This is a genomic window from Geodermatophilus obscurus (genome assembly GCF_900143215.1).
In the GTDB taxonomy this organism is placed as follows: Bacteria; Actinomycetota; Actinomycetes; order Mycobacteriales; family Geodermatophilaceae; genus Geodermatophilus; species Geodermatophilus obscurus_A.
The window spans coordinates 11,389-30,737 of the sequence record NZ_FRDM01000043.1 but is presented as its reverse complement, the minus strand read 5'-3'; the positions used below and the strand labels follow the sequence as shown (position 1 = coordinate 30,737).

The window sequence follows — 19,349 nt, the reverse complement described above, 5'->3', positions numbered from 1 at the left end:
GCGTGCAGGGTGACCTCGTGCTCCTCCTCGGAGATCGCCGGCCCGTCCAGCGCGTTGCCCACGTTGGCGTCGGTGATCGGCTCGCGCTCGACCCGGACCTCCTCGCGGGAGACCGGCACCGTCTCGGTCACGTTCTCGGTGACCACGTACTTGCGCAGCCGGGCCCGGCCGGTCTCCTCGGTGCGGGTGCCCACGTTGAGCCGCTCCTCCGAGCGGGTCATCGCCTCGTCGGTGGTCGGCCCGGAGACGTCCCGGCCGACGACGCCGGCCTCGCCGGTGTGGTCGGCCCGCCCGTCCCGGTCGCGGTCGGTGCGGCCCGTGGTCCCCGCGGCCATCCCCGCCGTCCCGGCGAGACCCGCGGTCCCGGTGGTGGCCTGCGTGGTGGTCTGCGTGGTGGTGTCGGTGGTCGTACCCGAGCCGAGGCCGTAGTAGCGGTAGAGCTCCTGCTCCTCCTGCGGCGACAGGTGGCCGTCGGTGTCTACCTTCGGCGCGTCCTTGACCTTCGCCTTGTCGTAGGGGAAGCGGAGCTGCTCACCGGAGAGCTCGGCCTGGGCGAGCGGCACGAAGGTCTCCTTGGTGCCGAACAGGCCGGTGTGCACGGTGGCCCACTCGGGGCGGCCGGTCTCGTCGTCGAGGTAGACCTCGCTGACCTTGCCGATCTTGTCGCCGTCGGCGTCGATCGCGGTGGTGCCGATGACCTGCTGGATCTGCGTCTCGTTGATCATGGGTCCTCCTGTCGAGGGTCGTGGGGAGGGCTGCGGTCCGCAGCTCGCTCCGTGGTGCTCCGTCGTGCAGGCGCTGAGCTCCTGGTACCCGTTGCTTACGCCGTAAACACGTTCCGCCGGGATGGCGGCGTGGAACCGGCGGTCCGCATCCCGGCCCCGTCGGCGTACAACGGGGGCGGAGCAGGACGACAGCAGGAGCGTGCAGCGTGGCAGACGACGTCGGTCCTCCTCGCGCTGTGCCCGACGACGGCGCGGCCTACACACGTGCGGTGCGGGCGAGCCCGCCCGGCCCTGTCCGGACCCCGCTCGACCGGCGCCGGGTGCTCGCCGCGGCCATCGAGTTCATCGACGCGCACGGGCTCGAGGCGCTCACGATGCGCCGGATGGGCGCCCACCTGGGCGTCGAGGGGATGGCGCTGTACCGGCACGTCACCGGCCGCGACGACCTGCTCGACGGCGTGGTCGAACTGGTCGTCGACGAGCTCTACGGCGACCCGGAGGTGCACCTGGCGCCCCAGCACGGCTGGCAGGACTACCTGCAGCGGCTCGCGCACGGGGTCCGGCGGATCGCCATCGCCCACCCGGCCGTCTTCCCGCTCATCGCCACGCGGCCACCGGCCGCGCCGTGGGTGCGACCACCGCTGCGCAGCCTGCGCTGGCTGGAGTCCTTCCTCGACGCGCTGACCACCCACGGCTTCAGCGACGGAGCCGCGGTCGCCGCCTACCGGGCCTACACCAGCTTCCTGCTCGGTCACCTGCTGCTCGAGGTCTCCCAGCGCGGCGTGCCGATCAGCCCGCTGGACGACCCGGAGGGGACGCCGCAGCTCGAGGACCGCTCGCTGGCCGCGTACCCGCTCGTGCGCCGGCTCTCCCCGCTGCTGTCCGACGACGAGTCGGCCGCGGAGTTCGAGGAGTCGCTGGAGAACCTGCTCGAGCGCCTGCAGCGGGTGCTCCGGGAGTCGCGGCGTCCCCGCCCGGCCACCTGAGCTGCCGGGATCAGTCCGTCACGACGTCGAACAGGCCGGCCATCCCGGTCAGCCGCAGCACCTGCAGCACCGCCCGTGACGGGTTGCGCAGCTCGGGACGCCCGCCGGCCCGGCGGTGCGCGTCGGTCTCGCGGACCAGCAGCGCCACCCCGGTGGAGTTGAGGAAGGCGGCGGCGGAGGCGTCCACGGCCACGACGACCCCCTGCGCCGTGCCGTCCGTCCCGGTCGAGGGCCGGTCCTGCTCCCACCGGGCCACGGTCGCGGCGTCGACCTCGCCGCGCAGGTGCAGGACGACGCCGCCGTTCCCGGGTTCCAGCCAGACGGCGCCGGGCGGATGGGGCGGCACGGGGCTGCGGGTCACGGGGTCCTCCGGTCGGGACGGGTGCTGCACGCGGCCGGGAGCTGGGCCGCCCACAGGGTGGACGGTCCGTCGGGTGAGCGGGGTCTCCGGCGACGCGACCCGCGCCCGCGCGAACGGCCCTCGCTCAGCGCAGGCCGCGGCTGCCCGAGCGCCGGCCGGGCCGCAGCTCGACGTCCACCGGCAGGTCCGGGTCGTCGATCGCCTGGCGGGCGTGCGCGACCACCCGGTCCTCCAGCACCCGGCGGACCTCGGCGACGTCGGCGTGGTCGGCCAGCTCGACGGCGACGGTGAGCTTCCGCGCGCGGTCCTCGACCAGCCGGGCGGAGGCGTCCACCACGCCGCGCAGCGCCTGCGCCTCCTGCTCGACCGCGTCGGTGAGGGCGCCGGCGTGCACGACGGTGCGCCCCTCGCGGTCGTCACGGGTCAGGTCCAGCCGGCTCAGGCGGTCGGTGTGCAGCTGGGCGAGCAGCCAGCGCAGCGCCAGCAGGGCGATCAGCAGACCGGTGCCGGCGACCGCCCACCAGAACCACGGCTGGTCGTCCTCGAACCGGCGGGCCGGCGCGGGCAGCACCGGTGGCGGGTCGCCGAACGCGCCGAAGCTCGCGGCCAGCCCGACGACGCCGCCGCCGAGCAGGAGCAGGCCGAGCAGCGTGAGGACGGTGCGGTTCGCGGTGTCGACGCGGCGGCTCATCGTCCGGCTCCCTTCGAGACGGTGACGCGGGGACGCAGCGTGCCCGAGAGGCCGAGCTCCTCCAGCCGCTGGGAGACCGCCTCGGCCACCCGCGACTGCAGGTCCCCCGGGTCGCGCAGCGCGGTGACCGCCCGCACCCGCACGCTGCGGCGGCGAGCCCGCACCCGCGCCTCGCGGACGCCGTCCGGCCGGGTCGCGGCGGCGCGCAGCGTGCGCTCGATGCCCCGCCGGGACGCCGTCGTCCGCACCGACTCGACCCGCGCGGGCAGCGGCAGCGCCCCCGGGCGTCCGCGGCGCAGCGCCAGGACCAGCAGCACGAGGCCGAGGACCACGGCGCCGATCAGCACGGCCCGCACGATGCCCGAGCCGAGGTCCTGGTCGGTCAGCCAGGACGTCCAGCCGGGGTGCGGCACCAGCCAGGGCGGCCGTCCGAGGGCCGCCAGGACGATCTCGACGGCGGCCAGCAGGCCGCCGAGCAGGAGGGCCAGGGCCAAGAGGGTGGCCAGGAGGGTGGCCAGGACCCGGTTGACCACGGTCATCGCCGTCCTCCCCTCACTGCACACGCCGGGCGGGCGCGATGGCGGTCGTGAGGTCGACGACGTCGACGTCGACGTGCGCGACCTCGACGTCGGTGAGCCGGCGGACGTCCTCGCGGATGCGGCTGCGCAGCCGGTCGGTCACCGTGCGGACCGACTGCGGCCAGCTGACCGCGATGGTCGCCTCCACGGTCGCGACGGACCCGTCGACGGTGGCGCGGACGGCGGCCTCGGCGTCCGGGCGGGACTCGCCGACGGAGATGCCGAGCAACCGGCGCGGTGCGGCGGCGGCCCCGTCGACCCGGGTGGCGGCGTAACCGGCCACCCGCTCGACCACGCGGTCGGCGATGGACAGGCTGCCGCGGTCCTCGGGCGCCCTGGTCTCCGGTGCGCTGGTCTCCGGTGCGCTGGTCTCCGGTGCGCTGGTCTCCGGTGCGCTGGTCTCCGGTGCGCTGGTCCCGGGTGCGCTGGTCCCGGCGTCGGTGGCCGGCGCCGTCACCGGCCCTGCCCCCGGCCGCCCAGGTAGGGCGTCAGGTCGAGCTGGCCGGAGACGACCTTGCCGACGAGGAAGCCGATCAGGCCGAGGACGGCGGTGCCGACGAAGGCGTCTAACCCGCCGACGACCCACGCGAGGCCGAGCAGGAGACCGGTGAACAGACCCACCACGGTGGGGGGCATGGGGAACCCCCAGGGGAGAGGGCTCACACGACTCGGCGTGGAGCGGGAGAGCGGCGGGCCCGCCACCAGGCGGACAGCCGGCGCAGGCCGCGGGGGCGGCGGACGAAGCGGACCTCGGAGCCGGCCGGAGGAGGAGTGCCGGCCGCCGGCGGGGACCCCCAGGCCCGCAACGTGCGCAGGAACTCCTCGGCGTCGCCGCCGAGGTCGGGGTGGTGCCGGCGGAGGGCCGCGCGCCGCCGGCGTCGTTCGTCGGGTGTCAGGGGCGACGGCACGGCGCGGCTCCTCCGGGGTGGGTCAGGCCGACCGGCCCGGCGGCAGGGCCGGTTGCTCCTCGGCGGCCAGCTGCAGGTCGGCGACGTGCACGTCGACGGGGCGGCCGCCGGTCAGCGGTGCGACCCGTGTGCGGACCTGGTCGATCAGCAGGGGGATCGGCACGCCCTGTGCGACGACGACGCTGACCGTGACGCGCTCGTCGGTCACCTGCACGCCGTCGACCCGGCGGCCCGGGAGCAGCGTGACGACCATGTGCAGGCCGCCGGTGTCCAGCGCGGCCACCGCCGGCGCGGTGCGGACCGCGGCGGCGATGACCTCGGCGTCCGGAGTGCCCGGGCCGGACGTCACTGGACCCGCGCAGGCTCCTGCTGCTGACCCTCGTCGTCGGTCGGCAGGTGGATGTCGTTGACGGCGATGTTCACCTCGGTGACCTGCAGCCCGGTCATGCCCTCGACCGCGTTGATCACGTTGCGCCGCACGGAGCGGGCGATCTCGGCGATCGGTGCGCCGTACTCGGTGACGACGTCCAGGTCGACGGCGGTCTGCTTCTCGCCGACCTCCACCGCCACGCCCTGGCTGGCGGTCTGCGTGGCGCCCGGGATGCGCTCGCGGAGGGCGCCGAAGGCACGCGCCGCGCCGCCGCCGAGGGCGTGCACGCCGGAGACCTCGCGGGCGGCGAGCCCGGCGATCTTCTGGACGACGCCGTCGGCGACGGTCGTGTTGCCCTGGCTGGTCTGCAGCGCCGAGGGCGAGGCCTGGCTGAGGGCGGTCGAGGTGGTGGTGCTGCCGGTCGTCGTGCTGGTCGACTGGGTCATCGATCGGACCTTCCTCATCTGGGTCGGGGTGACCCCTGACGAGCCCCCAGCCTGTTTCTCACGTAAACAATATGATCGCCCACCATCGAGTCTCGGCCTCCGCAACGGCCGTCGGGCGGCTGGCCGGTCGGGCCGGGCGGGAGTGTGTCGTCGCGAGGCCCTGCCGCAGCGCCCGCGACCGGCCGGGCGCATGCCGACGGCGCCCAGCGGGCACGACAGCGACCTCAGCTGAACCACCAGGAGGTACCTGCCGTGAGCCGTTCCATCGCCGACCAGTCGGTCGAGGAGCTCGGGGGACCGGGCAGCGTGCTGGTCCGCCAGCGCCGTGACCACGTCCAGCTGGACCGGCTCCTGCACCAGCTGGACGGCACGACCGGCCGCGCCCAGGAGGAGGTCCTCACCCGCATCGACCGGTTGGTCTTCAGCCACGCCTTCGCGGAGGAGAGCGTGCTCTGGCCGGTGATGCGCCGGGTGCTGCCCGATGGCGAGGAACTGACCCTGCGCATCGAGGAGGAGCACCAGGAGGTCAACGAGCTGGTCAGTGAGCTGGAGACGCTCGGGCACGACGACCCGAGGCGCGCGCAGCGGCTGTCCCGGCTCGTCGAGGTGCTGAACGAGGACGTCCGCGACGAGGAGGACGTGCTCTTCCCGCGGCTGCAGGAGCGGCTGGGCCACGACGAGCTGCGGGCGCTGGGTCGCCGCTGGGACGTCGTCCGCCGCATCTCGCCGACCCGGCCGCACCCGACGGTGTCCCGCCGTCCGCCGGGCAACGTGCTCTCGGCGCTGCCGTTGTCGGTGCTCGACCGCAGCCGCGACGTCGTCGACGCCGCCGTCCGCCGCGCCCCCGCGAGGCTGGCCCCGGTCGGCCGGTTGGTCAGCCAGGGGCTGGCCGGGCTCGCCGGCCTGGTCGAGCGGACCCCGCCGGCCCGCCGCGGCGACCGCCCGCCGACGTCCCGCTGAGCCGACGAGGGCCCCCTCCCGATCGGGAGAGGGCCCTCGTCCGGCCCCGTCCACGGGCTCGCCGCGAGCTCGCGAGCGGTGAGGAGGACGGGGTCCTCAGTGGGTGTGCCGGTCCTTGGGCTCGGCGCGGGCGTCCAGCTGGATCTCCTTCTCCGCCAGCGGCACGCCCTCCTTCATCTCCTTGGTGCGCTCGATCTCGGCGTCGAGCTCGATCCCGAACAGCAGCGCGATGTTGGTGATCCAGAACCACACCAGGAAGACGATCACGCCGGCCAGGGCGCCGTACGTGGCGTTGTAGTTGCTGAAGTTGGCCACGTAGAAGGCGAACAGCGCCGAGGCGACGGCCCACACCAGCAGTGCGACGGCGGCACCGGGGCTGGTGAAGCGGAAGCCGCGCAGCTTCACGTTGGGCGTCGTGTAGTAGAGGACGGCGATCATCAGCGCCACCAGCACCACGACGACCGGCCACTTGGCCCAGCTCCACACGGTCACCACCGCGGGGGGCAGACCGATGGCCCCGGCGACGGCGTCGACCACGCCGCCGCTGAGGACCAGCATGGCCACGATCAGCGCGGCGAACAGCACACCGATCAGCGTGACCAGCAGCTGCAGCGGCTTGAGCTTCCAGACCTTGCGGCCTTCGGGGGTCTCGTAGACCACGTTGGCCGCGCGGGTGAACGCCCCGACGTAGCCCGAGGCCGACCAGATCGCGGCAGCGAGACCGACGACGAGGCCGATGCCCACCGGGGCGGTGTTGCCGGCCAGCTGCTCGATCACCGGGTTCAGCGTCTCCGCCGCCTGCGCGGGCACCACGGCGGTGAGGGCGTCGGTGAGCTGCTGCGGGTTGGTCAGCAGACCGACGATGGACAGCAGCGCGATCAGTGCCGGGAACAGCGCCAGGGTGCCGTAGTAGGTGAGCGCGGCCGCCCAGTCGGTGAGGTTGTCCTCGCTGAACTCCGTCACCGTCCGCTTCAGCGTGCCGCCGGCAGTCGGCTTCGTGTCCGTGCCCTGCGGGGCGCTGTCGAGCCGGGTGTCGTTGACCTTGGGGTCGTCCGGAGCGGGGTCACCGGCGGTGTTGCCGGCGAAGCGGGTCTCGTTCGCGGCGGTATTGCTGCCACGTGGACCGGTGGAGCGGGCCATCGTCAGTCCTCGGGTCGGATGTGGGTGCGTCCTGCCTGAGGTTCCCCGGGTGATCGTGGTCCATGCCCGCCGACGGTGTGTCGCGACCGGTCCGTGATCTCAGCGGGCGCCGGCGACCGGGACCGTCCCGCCCTCCACCGCCGCGCTGCGCCGGCTCCGCCCGGCCAGCGTGACGGCGGCGACGGCGGCCGCGCTGCCCGCCCCGACGAGCGCGACCGCGGTGAACGAGCCCGCCGAGGGGAAGCCGGTCGCCCCCGTCCCGGCGGCGAGGACGGCGACGGTGACCGTGCTGCCCACGGCCTGGCCGACCGACCGCGCGATGGAGTTCACCGCGTTGGCCACCCCGGTCTCCTCGGGACGCACGGCGGCGACCACGAGCGCGGGCAGCGCCGCGTAGGCCACCGTCACCCAGATCTGCGTGAGCAGCCCGGCGGCGATCACCTGCGCCGGGGTGTCGCGCAGCACCGCGAACAGGCCGAAGCCGGCCAGTCCGCACACCGCGCCGGCGCGCAGCGTGGTCAGCGCGCCGAGCCGCGCCACCACCCGCCCGGCCACCGGCCCGAGCAGGACCCCGGCCACCCCGCCCGGGAGCAGGTAGACCACCGCGGCCTCCAGCACCGAGGCGCCGAAGCCGTACCCGGCGGCTCCCGGCGGCGTCTGCACGTACTGCAGGACGACGAGGAAGGAGGCGAACAGCCCGATCCCGGTCAGCAGCCCGGCCACGTTGGGGGCGACGATCCGCGGGTCGGCCAGCAGGCCCGGGCGGACCAGCGGTTCGGCCCGCCGCCGCTGCAGCAGCACCCAGCCGGGCAGCACGAGCGCCGCTCCGGTCAGGCAGCCCAGCGTCCCCGGCGACGTCCACCCCCAGGCGTTGCCCTGCGAGACCGGCAGCAGCAGGAGCACCAGGCCCACGGCGAGCACGGCGGCGCCGGCCCAGTCGACCCGGCCCGATCCGGTGGCCCGCCGGCGGGGGAGGACCACCGCCGTCAGCACCAGCGTGACGAGGCAGACGACCAGCCCGATCCAGAAGGGCCGGTGGTAGTCGGCGCCGTCCCGGGTGAGCAGCCCGGCGGCGACCAGCCCCACCACGCCGCCCACCGCGAGCGTGCTGCTGACCACGGACATCGCCACGTCCAGCCGTCCGGCGGGCAGTTCGCGGCGGAGCACGCTGATCGCCAGCGGGAACAGGCCGTAGGAGGCGCCCTGCAGGACCCGCGCCACCAGCAGCAGCGGCAGCGAGGAGGTGACCAGGGCGAGCAGCGTTCCGGCCGACATGACGGCGAGGACGCCGAGCGTCACCGGCCGCTCGCCCCAGGTGTCACCGAGGCGGCCCAGCACGGGCGTGGCGACGGCGGCGGCCAGCAGGTTGGCGGTCAGCACCCAGCCGGCGGCGTTGGCCGAGACGCCGAGTTGCGCACCGATCGCCGGCAGCAGCGGGACGACGAGGCTCTGCAGGAGCGACAGCGACGTCGTCCCGAGGGCCAGGACGGCGACCAGCAGTCCCGGGCGGGGGGACCGCTGTTCGTCGTCAGCGGCGCGGGACACCCGGCGATCAGACCACGGGCGGGGATCCCGGGCGCGAGTGCACCCCGGAGTCGGGTCGATCACACCATCAGGTGGAGCCCCCACCTCGACGGTTGAGACCGTGGTCGGCTGGGAAGACCCGCTGCGACGACGTGCCACGGGGGGCCTCCGACCCCTGTGGCGACCTATCTGCACAAAGGGGTTGACTGATGGTGCTGTGGCCGGCCGTGACCCTCGTCGGGTTCCTGGTCCTGACCGCACTGGTGATCGTCATGGGGACCTCCTCGACGGCGCGGTACGAGCGCGAGCAGCGCGCCGCGAAGACCGTCCCGGTCCGCCCGGCCACCACCCGGACGGCGACCGGCGAACCGGTGGGTGCCCGCGCCTGAGCTGACTCCCTCCCCGGGGGGCGCCCGTCAGAGCCAGGCCGCGTCGGTGTCGAGGACGGTGCGGTCCAGCGACTCCAGCAGGTCGAACTGGGTGCGGGTGCGCGGCAGCTCCCAGCGCCAGAAGTAGCGGGCCGCCGCGCGCTTGCCCTCGTGGAAGGCGTCGGTCGAGCCCTCGCAGGCCAGGGCCTGCTCCAGCCACAGCCAGGCGACCACCAGGTGGCCCACGGCCTCCAGGTAGACGCTGGCGTTGGCCAGCGCGAGGTCCGGGTCGCCGGTGCTCCACAGCGTCGCGGTCACCGCGCTCGTGCGGGCCACGGCGGCGTCCAGGTCGGCGGCGAGACCGGCCCACTGCGTCCCCGCGGCGCGCGCGGTGGTCGCGCCGATCGTCTTCCCGAGCAGCCGCAGTCCGGCCCCGCCCTGGGTGACCACCTTGCGGCCGAGCAGATCCAGCGCCTGGATGCCGTTGGTGCCCTCGTGGATGGGGTTGAGCCGGTTGTCCCGGTAGAACTGCTCGACCGGGTAGTCCCGGGTGTAGCCGTAGCCGCCGTGCACCTGGATCGCCAGGTCGTCGGCGACCGGGCCCCACTGCGACGGCCACGCCTTGGCGATCGGGGTGAGGGTGTCCAGCAGCAGATGGGCGCGGGCGCGCTCCTCCTCGGTCTCCGCGGTCTGCTCCTCGTCGACCAGCCGGGCGCAGTACAGGCCCAGGGCCAGCCCGCCCTCGGCGTAGGACTTGGCGGCCAGCAGCATCCGGCGCACGTCCGGGTGCTCGATGATCGGCACCGCCGGCGAGGACGGGTCCTTCGCCGTGGCCGGCCGGCCCTGCGTGCGGGTGCGGGCGTACTCGAGGGCGTGCAGGTAGCCGGTGTAGCCGAGCACGGTCGCGCCCATGCCGACGCCGATCCGCGCCTCGTTCATCATGTGGAACATGTAGGTGAGGCCGCGGTGCGGCTCACCCACGAGGTAGCCGACCGCGCCGGGCCGCCCGCCGGGGGTGTGCACGCCCTCGCCGAAGTTCAGCAGCGTGTTCGTCGTCCCCCGGTAGCCCATCTTGTGGTTCAGGCCGGCCAGGACGACGTCGTTGCGCTCACCGAGGGTCCCGTCCTCGTCGACGAGGAACTTTGGGACGACGAACAGCGAGATGCCCTTCACGCCGGGCGGGCCACCGGGGATCTTGGCCAGCACCAGGTGGACGATGTTCTCGGTCAGCTCGTGGTCGCCGCCGGAGATCCACATCTTGTTGCCGGTCAGCCGGTACGTGCCGTCGTCCTGCGGCACGGCCCGGGTGGTGATGTCGGCGAGCGAGGAGCCGGCCTGCGGCTCCGACAGCGCCATCGTGCCGAACCAGCGGCCCTCGATCTCCGGGCGCACGTAGGTGTCGATCTGCTCCCGGCTGCCGTGCGCGAGCAGCAGGCGGGCGTTGCCCATGGTGAGGAAGGGGTAGGCCGACGTCCCGACGTTGGCGGCCTTGAACCAGGCGAAGACCGCCTGCCCGACGACGTGCGGCAGCTGCATGCCGCCGTACTCCTCGTCGAACTCCCCGGCCATCAGACCGGCCTCGACGAAGACGTCGAGGGCCTGCTTGACCTCGGGGACGAGCACGGCCTTGCCGTCGACCAATCGCGGCTCGTTCTCGTCGGCCTTGCGGTTGTGCGGGGCGAAGTGCTCGGTGGCGATCTGCTCGGCGAGGTCGAGCACCGCGTCGAACGTCTCGCGCGAGTGCTCGGCGTAGCGCGGGCGCTTGGCCAGGTCCTCGACGCCCAGCCACTCGTGCAGCAGGAAGTCCAGGTCGCGGCGGGACAGGATCAGCGACGAGCGCACGACGCCTCCATGCGAACGGCAGGGACCCGGGTTCCATCCGCCCGGTGCCGCCACAGTAGGACGTCGCACGGACGGCGGGCCCGCGGCGGGGGACCGACGGTCCCCGTCCGGACGGTTGGCCCCGTCGGGGTCCTGGGTAGCCCGCGGCCTCCGGACGTCGATGCCCAGGAGGACGCGTCATGGCCGTGCCCAGGTTGCTCGATTCCCTGCGGGGAGCCGCCACGCAGGCAGGAGGGGCGCTGCTCGGCCGCCTCCAGCACGTGCGGCTGCCCGGTCTGGGGCAGTCCTCGGTCCCCGAGGACCCCGAGACCGCCGCCCGCCGCTGGCGGGCGGTCACCGTGCTGTGCTCGCCGGAGCAGGTGGGCACCGGGGCGGACCTGCCCGCGCCGCTGGCCGCGCTGGGCGACCGCCTCGACCTGCGGATCACCCCCGCGCCCGGCGACCGCGGCACCGAGCTCGCCGCGCGCTACCGCGACCGGCCGTCGGACGACGACCTGCGCGCGCTGCGCTCGGCGTTGCGCGAGACCAAGCAGCTGATCGAGGTGGGCGAGGTGCTGCGCGTGGATCCCGCGCCGCACGGCGTCCGCACGCCGACGCCGCAGGGCGCGGCGCTGGAGGGCGCGACGGCTCGCGCCGGGGGAGAGGGTGTCCTGTGAGCGGCTGTGGAACCGTGCCGGCTCCGCCGGCCAGGAGCGAGGGAGCATCGTGAGGGCGGCGACCTGGACCGGGGTCGACGAGGTGTCGGTGGAGACGGTCCCCGACCCGCAGATCCTCAACGACCACGACGTCATCCTGCGGGTGCGGCGGACCACCACCTGCGGGTCGGACCTGCACCTGCTCGGCGGCTACATCCCGTTCATGCGGGCCGGCGACGTGCTCGGCCACGAGTTCATGGGCGAGGTCGTCGAGGTGGGCCGGGGTGTGCGGGAACGGAGGGTGGGCGACCGCGTCGTCGTCAACTCCTTCATCGCCTGCGGGCACTGCTGGTACTGCAGGCAGGAGCTCTACAGCCTCTGCGACAACGGCAACCCCAACCCCGGGATCACCGAGTCGCTGTGGGGCCAGAGCCCGGGCGGCTGCTTCGGCTACTCGCACGCGATGGGCGGCTGGGCGGGGAGCCACGCCGAGTACGTCCGGGTCCCGTACGCCGACGTGGGTGCCTTCGTCGTCCCGGAGGGCGTGAGCGACGAGCGGGCGCTGTTCGCCTCCGACGCGGTGTCGACCGGCTGGATGGGCGCCGACCTGGCCGGCACCAAGCCGGGGGACGTCGTCGCCGTCTGGGGCGCCGGCGGGGTCGGCCAGATGGCGGCCCGGGCCGCGATGCTGCTGGGCGCGGAGCGGGTGTACGTCATCGACCGGCTCCCCGAGCGGCTGGCGCAGGTCCGCGAGCACGTCGGCGCCGAGACGATCGACTACTCGCGGACCGACGTCCCGGCCGAGCTGCGCGAGGTCACCGGTGGCCGGGGGCCGGACGTCTGCATCGAGGCCGTCGGCATGGAGGCGCACAGCTCGGGCATCCAGGGCGCCTACGACCAGGTCAAGCAGCAGCTGCGGCTGCAGACCGACCGGCCCTCCGCCGTCCGGGAGGCGATCCTGGCCTGCCGCAAGGGCGGCAGCGTCTTCGTGCTCGGCGTCTTCGCGCTGATGGTGGACAAGTTCCCGCTCGGCGCGATGATGAACAAGGGCCTGACCGTGCGCGGTGCCCAGGTGCACGGCCAGCGCTACATGCCGCGCATCCTCGAGCACATGGCCCGCGGCGAGCTGACCACCGAGCACCTGGCCACCCACGTGATGGCGCTGGAGGAGGCGCCGCGGGGCTACCAGATGTTCAAGGACAAGACCGACGGCTGCGTCCGGGCGGTCTTCACGCCCTGAACCCCCGGACGATCATGGCGCCGTGACCGCGGGGGAGCGCTCCCGAGTGGTCACGGCGCCATGATCGCCGCAGGACGGTGCCGTCAGGCGCGGCGCCGGTGCGGGGGCGACTCGTCGCCGGGGCGGCCGACCGGGGGAGCGGTGGACGTCGGGGCCGCGGCACCGACCGCCTGCGTGGCCTGGTCGGCCGGCTCGTCGGCGGACGGGTCGCCGGCGGTCTGCCGCTGCGCCGCCTCCCGCGCCGCCTGGATGCCGGACTTGTCCGACAGCGCCAGCTGCGGCAGGAACAGGAAGACGAAGAACCCGACGGCCGCCACGCACGCGGCGATGAGGAAGACCAGGTCGATCGAGGTCGAGAAGCCGGTCTTGAACGGCAGTGCCAGGAACGACGGCAGGTCCGCGATGAACGAGGTGTCCGACAGGTCGCTGCCGGCCTGCAGCTGACCGCTCTGCAGCGCCTCGGCCACCCGCGGGTCGGTCGCCGCGGCCGAGGTCAGCGACTCCTCGATGTCCACCGGCAGGCGGGTGAACAGCACCGAGAGGAAGACGGCGGTGCCGATCGTCGCGCCCATCTGCCGGAAGAACGTGACCGAGGAGGTGGCCACGCCCATCTGGCTCGGCGGCACGGCGTTCTGCACCGCGAGGACCGCGGGCTGGAAGTTGAAGCCGAGCCCGATGCCGAGCAGGACCATGAACGGCACCAGCGCCCAGATCGAGGTCTCGGCCCCGACGACGAAGGACAGCGCCAGCAGGGAGACGGTCATCAGGGTGGTGCCGGCCAGCGGGAAGACCTTGTACTTGCCGGTCTTGGAGATCGTGATGCCCGAGCTCATCGCACCGATCATGATCCCGGCGACCAGGGGGATCATCTGCAGGCCGGAGACGGTCGCGCTGGAGCCGTGGACGATCTGCAGGTACTGCGGCAGGAGCAGCAGGCCGCCGAACATGCCGGCGCCCACGACCACGCTGCCGAGGCTCGCGATGGTGAAGCTGCGGTTGGTGAACAGGCGCAGCGGCAGCAGCGCCTCGTCGCGGTAGGCCCGCTCGGCCAGGACGAAGAGCACGAAGCCGACGGCACCGATGGCGTAGCAGGTCAGCGCGCGGCCCGAACCCCAGCCCCAGAGCCGGCCCTGCTCGGCGATGACCAGCAGCGGCACGATGAAGGTGATCAGTGCCAGCGCGCCCGGCCAGTCGATGCGGTGGTCGCGCCGGATGTGCGGCAGGTGCAGCACGCGGTAGACGGCGAGGAAGGCGAGCAGGCCGAGGGGCACGTTGGCGATGAAGATCCAGCGCCAGCCGGTCAGCCCCAGCAGGGACGACTGGCCGGCGAGGAAGCCGCCGATGACCGGGCCGAGCACGCTGGAGGTGCCGAAGACGGCCATGAAGTAGCCCTGGTACCGGGAACGCTCGCGGGGCGGCACGATGTCGCCGATGATCGCCAGGGCCAGCGACATCAGGCCGCCGGCGCCGATGCCCTGGACCGCGCGGTAGGCGGCCAGCTGGTACATCGAGTCCGCGAGGCCGCAGAGCACCGAGCCGACGATGAAGACCCCGATGGCGAACAGGTAGAAGGGTCGCCGTCCGTAGATGTCGGAGAGCTTCCCGTAGAGCGGGGTGGAGATCGTCGAGGTGATGAGGAAGGCCGTCGTCGCCCAGGCCTGCAGGTCGTAGCCCTGCAGGTCGTCGGCGATGGTGCGGATCGCGGTCGCGACGACCGTCTGGTCGAGGGCCGCGAGGAACATCGCGACCATCAGCCCGGCGATGATCGTGAGGATCTGCCGGTGCGTGAAGGCGCCGTCCGAGCCGGGTGCGGCGGCCGCCGCCCGGGCGTCCCGCCGCTCGGCCGCGCTGGTGCGGGTGCTGTGGGTCATGCCTTCTCTCTCGACGGGACGGCGGCCGGCGTGGCGGCGGGCTCGGTGGGGAGGGATGCGGTGAGGTCGTCCAGCAGACGCCCGAAGAGGTGGGTCAGCGCGGCGAGGTCCGCGGCCGGCCAGCCGGCGGTGACCTGGGCCAGGTGCGTCTCCCGGTCGGTGCGGACCTGGGCCAGCACGGCGTGGCCGGCATCGGTGACGACCAGCCGGCTGGCTCGCCCGTCGCTCTCGTCGGCCACCCGCTGGACCAGGCCCTGCTCGATCAGGGCGGCCACGTGCCGGCTGACCGTCGAGGGGTCGGCGTGCACCAGCTCGGCCAGCGCGCCCTGGCGCAGTGGGCCGAGGCGCTCCAGGGGGAACAGCAGGACCAGTGCGGCACGGCCCTCGGCGGCCTGACCGGCCTTGAGGGCGTGCACGAGCCGCATGAAGCGCGGCAACTGCTCGCTGAGGGTGCGCAGGTCGGCCAGCCGGTCGTCGCCGGGTGTGGCCGGACCGGGCACGGCGGAGGACGACGGCACGGGCGCTCCAGGTGATGGGGGGAGGAACACGTGCAGGCTACAACCGGTTGTACTGCTCAAGCAACAAGTTGCACGGCGCATCCACGTGAGCCGTCCTCCGCCCGCCCGCCGTCGAGCGGTGCGATCCTGGACTGCGCGCAGGTCGCCGTCCGCCCCCCTGGCCCTGCCCCCCGTGCCCAGACGAGGAGACCGTCGTGACCACCCCGCCCGACGACCTGCGCGCGCGGCTGGCCGGGCTGACCCTCGAGGACGAGCACCGGCTGCGCCGCAGGCTCGACGGCACCCGGAAGACGCGGGACGCCGAGGCCCGCGCCCGGCAGCGGGCGCGGATCGCCACCGACGTCGCTGCCGCCGAGGAGCGGATCGCCCGCCGTCGCGCCGCCGTCCCGACGGTGCGGTACCCGGCCGAGCTCCCGGTCAGTGCCCGCCGTGAGGACATCGCCGCCGCGCTGCGCGACCACCAGGTGGTCGTCGTGGCCGGCGAGACCGGGTCGGGCAAGACCACCCAGCTGCCCAAGATCGCCCTCGAACTGGGCCGCGGCGTGACCGGCCGGATCGGGCACACCCAGCCGCGCCGGATCGCCGCCCGCACCGTCGCCGAGCGGATCGCCGAGGAACTGGAGACACCGCTGGGCGAGGTCGTCGGCTGGAAGGTGCGCTTCACCGACCAGGTCGGCGACACCACCCTGGTCAAGGTCATGACCGACGGCGTCCTGCTCGCCGAGATCGGCCGCGACCGGCTGCTGCGCCAGTACGACACGCTGATCATCGACGAGGCGCACGAGCGCAGCCTCAACATCGACTTCCTGCTCGGCTACCTGGCCCGGCTGCTGCCCCGCCGTCCGGACCTCAAGCTGGTCATCACCTCGGCGACGATCGACGTCGAGCGGGTGGCGAAGCACTTCTCGGCCGACGGCGCCGAGGTCCCGGTCGTCGAGGTCAGCGGACGCACCTACCCGGTCGAGGTCCGCTACCGGCCCGTCGTCGACCCCGACGGGCGGGCGGGGGACGACACAGCCGACCCGGACCGCGACCAGGTCACCGCCATCGCCGACGCCGTCGACGAGCTGGCCGCCGAGGGCCCCGGTGACGTCCTGGTCTTCCTCGCCGGCGAGCGCGAGATCCGCGACACCGCCGACGTGCTCACCGAGCGCTTCCCGTCCGTGGAGGTGCTGCCGCTCTACTCGCGCCTGTCGGCCGCCGACCAGCACCGCGTCTTCCAGCGGCATCCCGGACGGCGGATCGTGCTGGCCACCAACGTCGCCGAGACGTCGCTGACCGTGCCGGGCATCCGCTACGTCGTCGACCCGGGCACCGCGCGCATCTCCCGGTACAGCTCCCGGCTGAAGGTCCAGCGGCTGCCGATCGAGCCGATCAGCCAGGCCTCGGCGCGGCAGCGCTCCGGCCGCTGCGGACGCACCTCCGAGGGCATCGCCATCCGGCTCTACACCGAGGAGGACTTCGAGAGCCGGCCCGAGTACACCGACCCGGAGATCCTGCGCACCAACCTCGCCTCGGTGCTGCTGCAGATGGCCGCCCTCGACCTGGGGGACGTCGCCGACTTCCCGTTCATCGACCCGCCCGACCGCCGGGCGGTCGCCGACGGCGTCGCGCTGCTGGAGGAGCTCGGCGCCCTGGACGACGCGGGCGCGTTGACGCCGACCGGCCGGGCGCTCGCCACCCTGCCGCTCGACCCACGCATGGCCCGGATGGTCGTCGAGGCCGACCGGCGCGGCGTGCTGGAGGAGGTGCTGGTCATCGCCGCGGGGCTGACCATCCAGGACCCCCGCGAGCGGCCCGGCGAGCACCAGCAGGCCGCCGACACCGCGCACGCCCGCTTCGCCGACGAGCACTCCGACTTCCTCGCGCTGCTCAACCTGTGGCGGTACGTCACCGAGCAGCAGGACGCGCTCTCGGGCAGCCAGTTCCGGCGCACCCTCAAGCGCGAGTTCCTGCACTACCTGCGCATCCGCGAGTGGCAGGACCTCTACGGCCAGCTGCGCAGCACCGCCCGCCGGCTGGGCATGACCGTCGGCGAGCCGGCGACCGAGCCCGACGAGCGCGGCATCTCCGCCGCCGTGCTGTCGGGGCTGCTCTCCCACGTCGGGCTGCAGGTGGAGGACGCCAAGACGAACCGGGGTCGCGGCCGCGAGTACCTCGGTGCCCGCAACGCGCGCTTCGTCCTCGCCCCCGGCACCCCGCTGGCGAAGAAGCCGCCGCGCTGGGTGGTCGCCGCCGAGCTGGTGGAGACCAGCCGGCTGTTCGCCCGCACCGTCGCCCGGATCGACCCCGAGGTCGTCGAGCGGCTGGCCGAGCACCTGGTCAAGCGGCAGTACTCCGAGCCGCGCTGGGACGCCAAGCGGGGCTCGGTCGTCGCCACCGAGCGGGTCACCCTCTACGGCATCCCGCTGGTCGTCGGCCGCCGGGTGCAGTACGGCTCGATCGACCCGGTCGTCTCCCGCGAGCTGTTCATCCGGCACGCCCTGGTCGAGGGCGACTGGACGACGCACCACCGCTTCTGGCGCGACAACCAGAAGGCGATGCAGCGGGTCGCGGAGCTGGAGGAGCGGGCCCGGCGCCGGGACATCCGGGTGGACGACGAGACGCTGTTCGACCTCTACGACGCCCGCATCCCGGCCGACGTCGTCTCCACCCGGCACTTCGACAGGTGGTGGAAGGCCGCGCGGCGGGAGACGCCCGACCTGCTCACCTTTCCGCCGGAGATGCTGACCAACGCCGCCGCGGCCGGGCAGGTGCGGGTCGAGGACTTCCCGGACGAGGTGCCGCTGACGCACGGGCTCACCCTGCCGCTGTCCTACGCGTTCGCGCCGGGCACCCCGGCCGACGGCGTCACCGTCGACGTCCCGCTGGCCGTGCTGGACACCGTCGCCGAGCGGACGTCCGGGGAGTCGCTGGCCTTCACCGTCCCGGGGCTGCGCGAGGAGCTGGTCACCGCGCTGCTGCGGACCCTGCCCAAGCAGCTGCGGCGCACGCTGGTGCCCATCCCCGACCGGGTGCGCGAGGTGCTGCCGCGCATCGCGCCGACCGAGCCGCTGCTGCCGGCGCTGGAGCGCGAGCTGCGGCGGGCCGCAGGGGTCGTCGTCCCGCCGGACGCGTGGGCGCCGGACCAGGTGCCCGACCACCTGCGGGCCACGTTCCGCGTCGTCGACGACCGGCACCGGCCACTGGCCACCGGCAAGGACCTGCAGGCGCTGCGCCGGGAGGTCGCGCCGCAGAGCCGCGCCAGCCTGGCCGCGGCCGCCTCCGACGTCGAGCGCACCGGCCAGACCGCCTGGACGTTCGGCACGCTGCCGCGCACCGTCGAGGTCCGCCGCGGTGGACACGTGGGAACCGCGTACCCGGCGCTGGTCGACGAGGGGACGACGGTCGGCGTCCGCGTGGTCGCCACCGAGGTGGAGGCCACCCGGCTGACCTGGCGCGGGGCCCGGCGGCTGCTGGTGCTGGTCGCCGGGTCACCCACCCGGCAGGTGGCCAAGTCGCTGTCGCCGAGGAGCCGGCTGGCGCTGCAGTTCAACCCGGACGGCGAGATCCCCGCGCTGGTCGACGACTGCGTGGACGCCGCTGCCGACGAGCTGCTTTCCGCCGCCGGCGGGCCGCCGCGCGACGAGGCCGCGTTCGCCGCGCTGGTGCAGACCGCCCGCGCCCAGCTGCTCCCGCTGACCACCGACACCGTGCGGCGGGTCGAGGCGGTGCTCGTGCAGGCCCGCGAGGTCGCCGTCGCGATCGGCGCGGCGCCGGGACGGCGGGTGCCCGAGGCGGCGGTCGCGGACCTGCGCCGGCAGATGGGCGGCCTGCTGCACCGCGGCTTCGTCGCCGCGGCCGGCCGGCGCCGGCTGCCGGACCTGGTGCGCTACCTGCGGGGCATGGTGCACCGGCTGGAGAAGCTGCCGGCCAACGCCGTGCGCGACGAGCTGTGGATGCGGCAGGTCGCCGCGGTCACCGCCGAGTACGAGCAGCTGCGCACGCAGGTGCCGTCGACCGGGGCGCCGGACGACCCCGTCGCCCGGGTGCGCTGGATGATCGAGGAGCTGCGGGTCAGCCTGTTCGCGCAGACCGTCGGTACCCCGCGGCCGGTGTCGGAGCAGCGGGTCTACAGGGCGATCGACGCGCTCTAGAAGGACCCCCTGCCCCCCTTGAAGGACCCCCCTGCCCCCCGCCGCTCGCA

Annotated in this window: 20 protein-coding genes; 6 read left to right on the top strand and 14 right to left on the bottom strand. The window is 74.2% G+C overall.

What is annotated here, in order from left to right; translation table 11 throughout:
* Nucleotides 1–725 (bottom strand): DUF2382 domain-containing protein (locus BUB17_RS22195; protein ID WP_072920841.1); only part of this gene is annotated, 725 nt, incomplete at its 3' end.
* Nucleotides 726–931: 206 nt separating this feature from the next.
* On the opposite strand from BUB17_RS22195, the gene BUB17_RS22190 reads away from it, so the two are divergent.
* Nucleotides 932–1,711: a TetR/AcrR family transcriptional regulator C-terminal domain-containing protein gene (locus tag BUB17_RS22190; protein ID WP_083606525.1), complete on the top strand. Its 780-nt coding sequence runs from the start codon at nt 932–934 to the stop codon at nt 1,709–1,711.
* Nucleotides 1,712–1,721: 10 nt separating this feature from the next.
* On the opposite strand, the gene BUB17_RS22185 is transcribed toward BUB17_RS22190, so the two are convergent.
* The 8 genes from BUB17_RS22185 to BUB17_RS22150 all read right to left on the bottom strand — a co-directional run bounded on the left by BUB17_RS22185 (nt 1,722) and on the right by BUB17_RS22150 (nt 5,065).
* Nucleotides 1,722–2,072 (bottom strand): STAS domain-containing protein, encoded by a 351-nt coding sequence (locus tag BUB17_RS22185; RefSeq protein ID WP_072920839.1) that lies wholly within the window; start codon nt 2,070–2,072, stop codon nt 1,722–1,724.
* 124 nt (nt 2,073–2,196) lie between these two features.
* On the bottom strand, nt 2,197–2,763 hold the full coding sequence (amaP, locus tag BUB17_RS22180; protein ID WP_072920838.1) for an alkaline shock response membrane anchor protein AmaP: 567 nt from the start codon (nt 2,761–2,763) through the stop codon (nt 2,197–2,199).
* Entirely contained in the window at nt 2,760–3,302 is a 543-nt protein-coding gene (locus BUB17_RS22175; protein WP_072920837.1) for a DUF6286 domain-containing protein, read from the bottom strand. Before BUB17_RS22175 ends, amaP begins: the two co-directional genes overlap by 4 nt.
* Before the next feature lie 13 nt (nt 3,303–3,315).
* Nucleotides 3,316–3,798: an Asp23/Gls24 family envelope stress response protein gene (locus tag BUB17_RS22170; protein ID WP_083606523.1), complete on the bottom strand. Its 483-nt coding sequence runs from the start codon at nt 3,796–3,798 to the stop codon at nt 3,316–3,318.
* Nucleotides 3,795–3,977 (bottom strand): hypothetical protein, encoded by a 183-nt coding sequence (locus BUB17_RS22165; protein WP_072920836.1) that lies wholly within the window; start codon nt 3,975–3,977, stop codon nt 3,795–3,797. The genes BUB17_RS22170 and BUB17_RS22165 overlap by 4 nt, the downstream gene beginning before the upstream one ends.
* A 23-nt stretch (nt 3,978–4,000) precedes the next feature.
* The gene (locus BUB17_RS22160) at nt 4,001–4,249 is read right to left on the bottom strand and encodes a hypothetical protein (protein WP_072920835.1); all 249 of its coding nucleotides are present in this window, start codon (nt 4,247–4,249) and stop codon (nt 4,001–4,003) included.
* Between the two features lie 22 nt (nt 4,250–4,271).
* Complete coding sequence (locus BUB17_RS22155) at nt 4,272–4,598, bottom strand: Asp23/Gls24 family envelope stress response protein (RefSeq protein WP_072920834.1); 327 nt, start codon at nt 4,596–4,598, stop codon at nt 4,272–4,274.
* Nucleotides 4,595–5,065, bottom strand: coding sequence for an Asp23/Gls24 family envelope stress response protein (locus BUB17_RS22150; protein ID WP_072920833.1), 471 nt, complete (start codon nt 5,063–5,065; stop codon nt 4,595–4,597). Before BUB17_RS22150 ends, BUB17_RS22155 begins: the two co-directional genes overlap by 4 nt.
* A 252-nt stretch (nt 5,066–5,317) precedes the next feature.
* Here BUB17_RS22150 and BUB17_RS22145 point away from each other — a divergent pair, with 252 nt between their 5' ends.
* On the top strand, nt 5,318–6,025 hold the full coding sequence (locus BUB17_RS22145; protein ID WP_072920832.1) for a hemerythrin domain-containing protein: 708 nt from the start codon (nt 5,318–5,320) through the stop codon (nt 6,023–6,025).
* A gap of 96 nt (nt 6,026–6,121) precedes the next feature.
* On the opposite strand, the gene BUB17_RS22140 is transcribed toward BUB17_RS22145, so the two are convergent.
* Nucleotides 6,122–7,165: a YihY/virulence factor BrkB family protein gene (locus BUB17_RS22140; RefSeq protein ID WP_072920831.1), complete on the bottom strand. Its 1,044-nt coding sequence runs from the start codon at nt 7,163–7,165 to the stop codon at nt 6,122–6,124.
* A 99-nt stretch (nt 7,166–7,264) separates the two neighbouring features.
* Nucleotides 7,265–8,710, bottom strand: coding sequence for an MFS transporter (locus BUB17_RS22135; protein ID WP_072920830.1), 1,446 nt, complete (start codon nt 8,708–8,710; stop codon nt 7,265–7,267).
* A 188-nt stretch (nt 8,711–8,898) separates the two neighbouring features.
* Between BUB17_RS22135 and BUB17_RS22130 the strand changes: the two genes are divergently transcribed.
* The gene (locus BUB17_RS22130; RefSeq protein ID WP_072920829.1) at nt 8,899–9,078 is read left to right on the top strand and encodes a hypothetical protein; all 180 of its coding nucleotides are present in this window, start codon (nt 8,899–8,901) and stop codon (nt 9,076–9,078) included.
* Nucleotides 9,079–9,105: 27 nt separating this feature from the next.
* Here the strand turns inward: BUB17_RS22130 and BUB17_RS22125 are convergent, their stop codons facing one another.
* Entirely contained in the window at nt 9,106–10,899 is a 1,794-nt protein-coding gene (locus BUB17_RS22125) for an acyl-CoA dehydrogenase (RefSeq protein WP_072920828.1), read from the bottom strand.
* A 179-nt stretch (nt 10,900–11,078) separates the two neighbouring features.
* Between BUB17_RS22125 and BUB17_RS22120 the strand changes: the two genes are divergently transcribed.
* Together BUB17_RS22120 and BUB17_RS22115 are read left to right on the top strand one after the other, a co-directional pair.
* Entirely contained in the window at nt 11,079–11,555 is a 477-nt protein-coding gene (locus tag BUB17_RS22120; RefSeq protein WP_072920827.1) for a hypothetical protein, read from the top strand.
* A 49-nt stretch (nt 11,556–11,604) separates the two neighbouring features.
* Entirely contained in the window at nt 11,605–12,774 is a 1,170-nt protein-coding gene (locus tag BUB17_RS22115; RefSeq protein ID WP_072920826.1) for a zinc-dependent alcohol dehydrogenase, read from the top strand.
* 83 nt (nt 12,775–12,857) lie between these two features.
* Here the strand turns inward: BUB17_RS22115 and BUB17_RS22110 are convergent, their stop codons facing one another.
* Nucleotides 12,858–14,645 (bottom strand): MDR family MFS transporter, encoded by a 1,788-nt coding sequence (locus BUB17_RS22110; RefSeq protein WP_072920825.1) that lies wholly within the window; start codon nt 14,643–14,645, stop codon nt 12,858–12,860.
* Nucleotides 14,642–15,163, bottom strand: coding sequence for a MarR family winged helix-turn-helix transcriptional regulator (locus BUB17_RS22105; protein WP_072920824.1), 522 nt, complete (start codon nt 15,161–15,163; stop codon nt 14,642–14,644). The genes BUB17_RS22110 and BUB17_RS22105 overlap by 4 nt, the downstream gene beginning before the upstream one ends.
* A 194-nt stretch (nt 15,164–15,357) precedes the next feature.
* On the opposite strand from BUB17_RS22105, the gene hrpA reads away from it, so the two are divergent.
* Nucleotides 15,358–19,299 carry an ATP-dependent RNA helicase HrpA gene (gene hrpA / locus BUB17_RS22100; protein WP_072920823.1) on the top strand — a complete coding sequence of 1,314 codons (3,942 nt, stop codon included), beginning with the start codon at nt 15,358–15,360 and terminating at the stop codon, nt 19,297–19,299.
* Nucleotides 19,300–19,349: the final 50 nt, after the last annotated feature.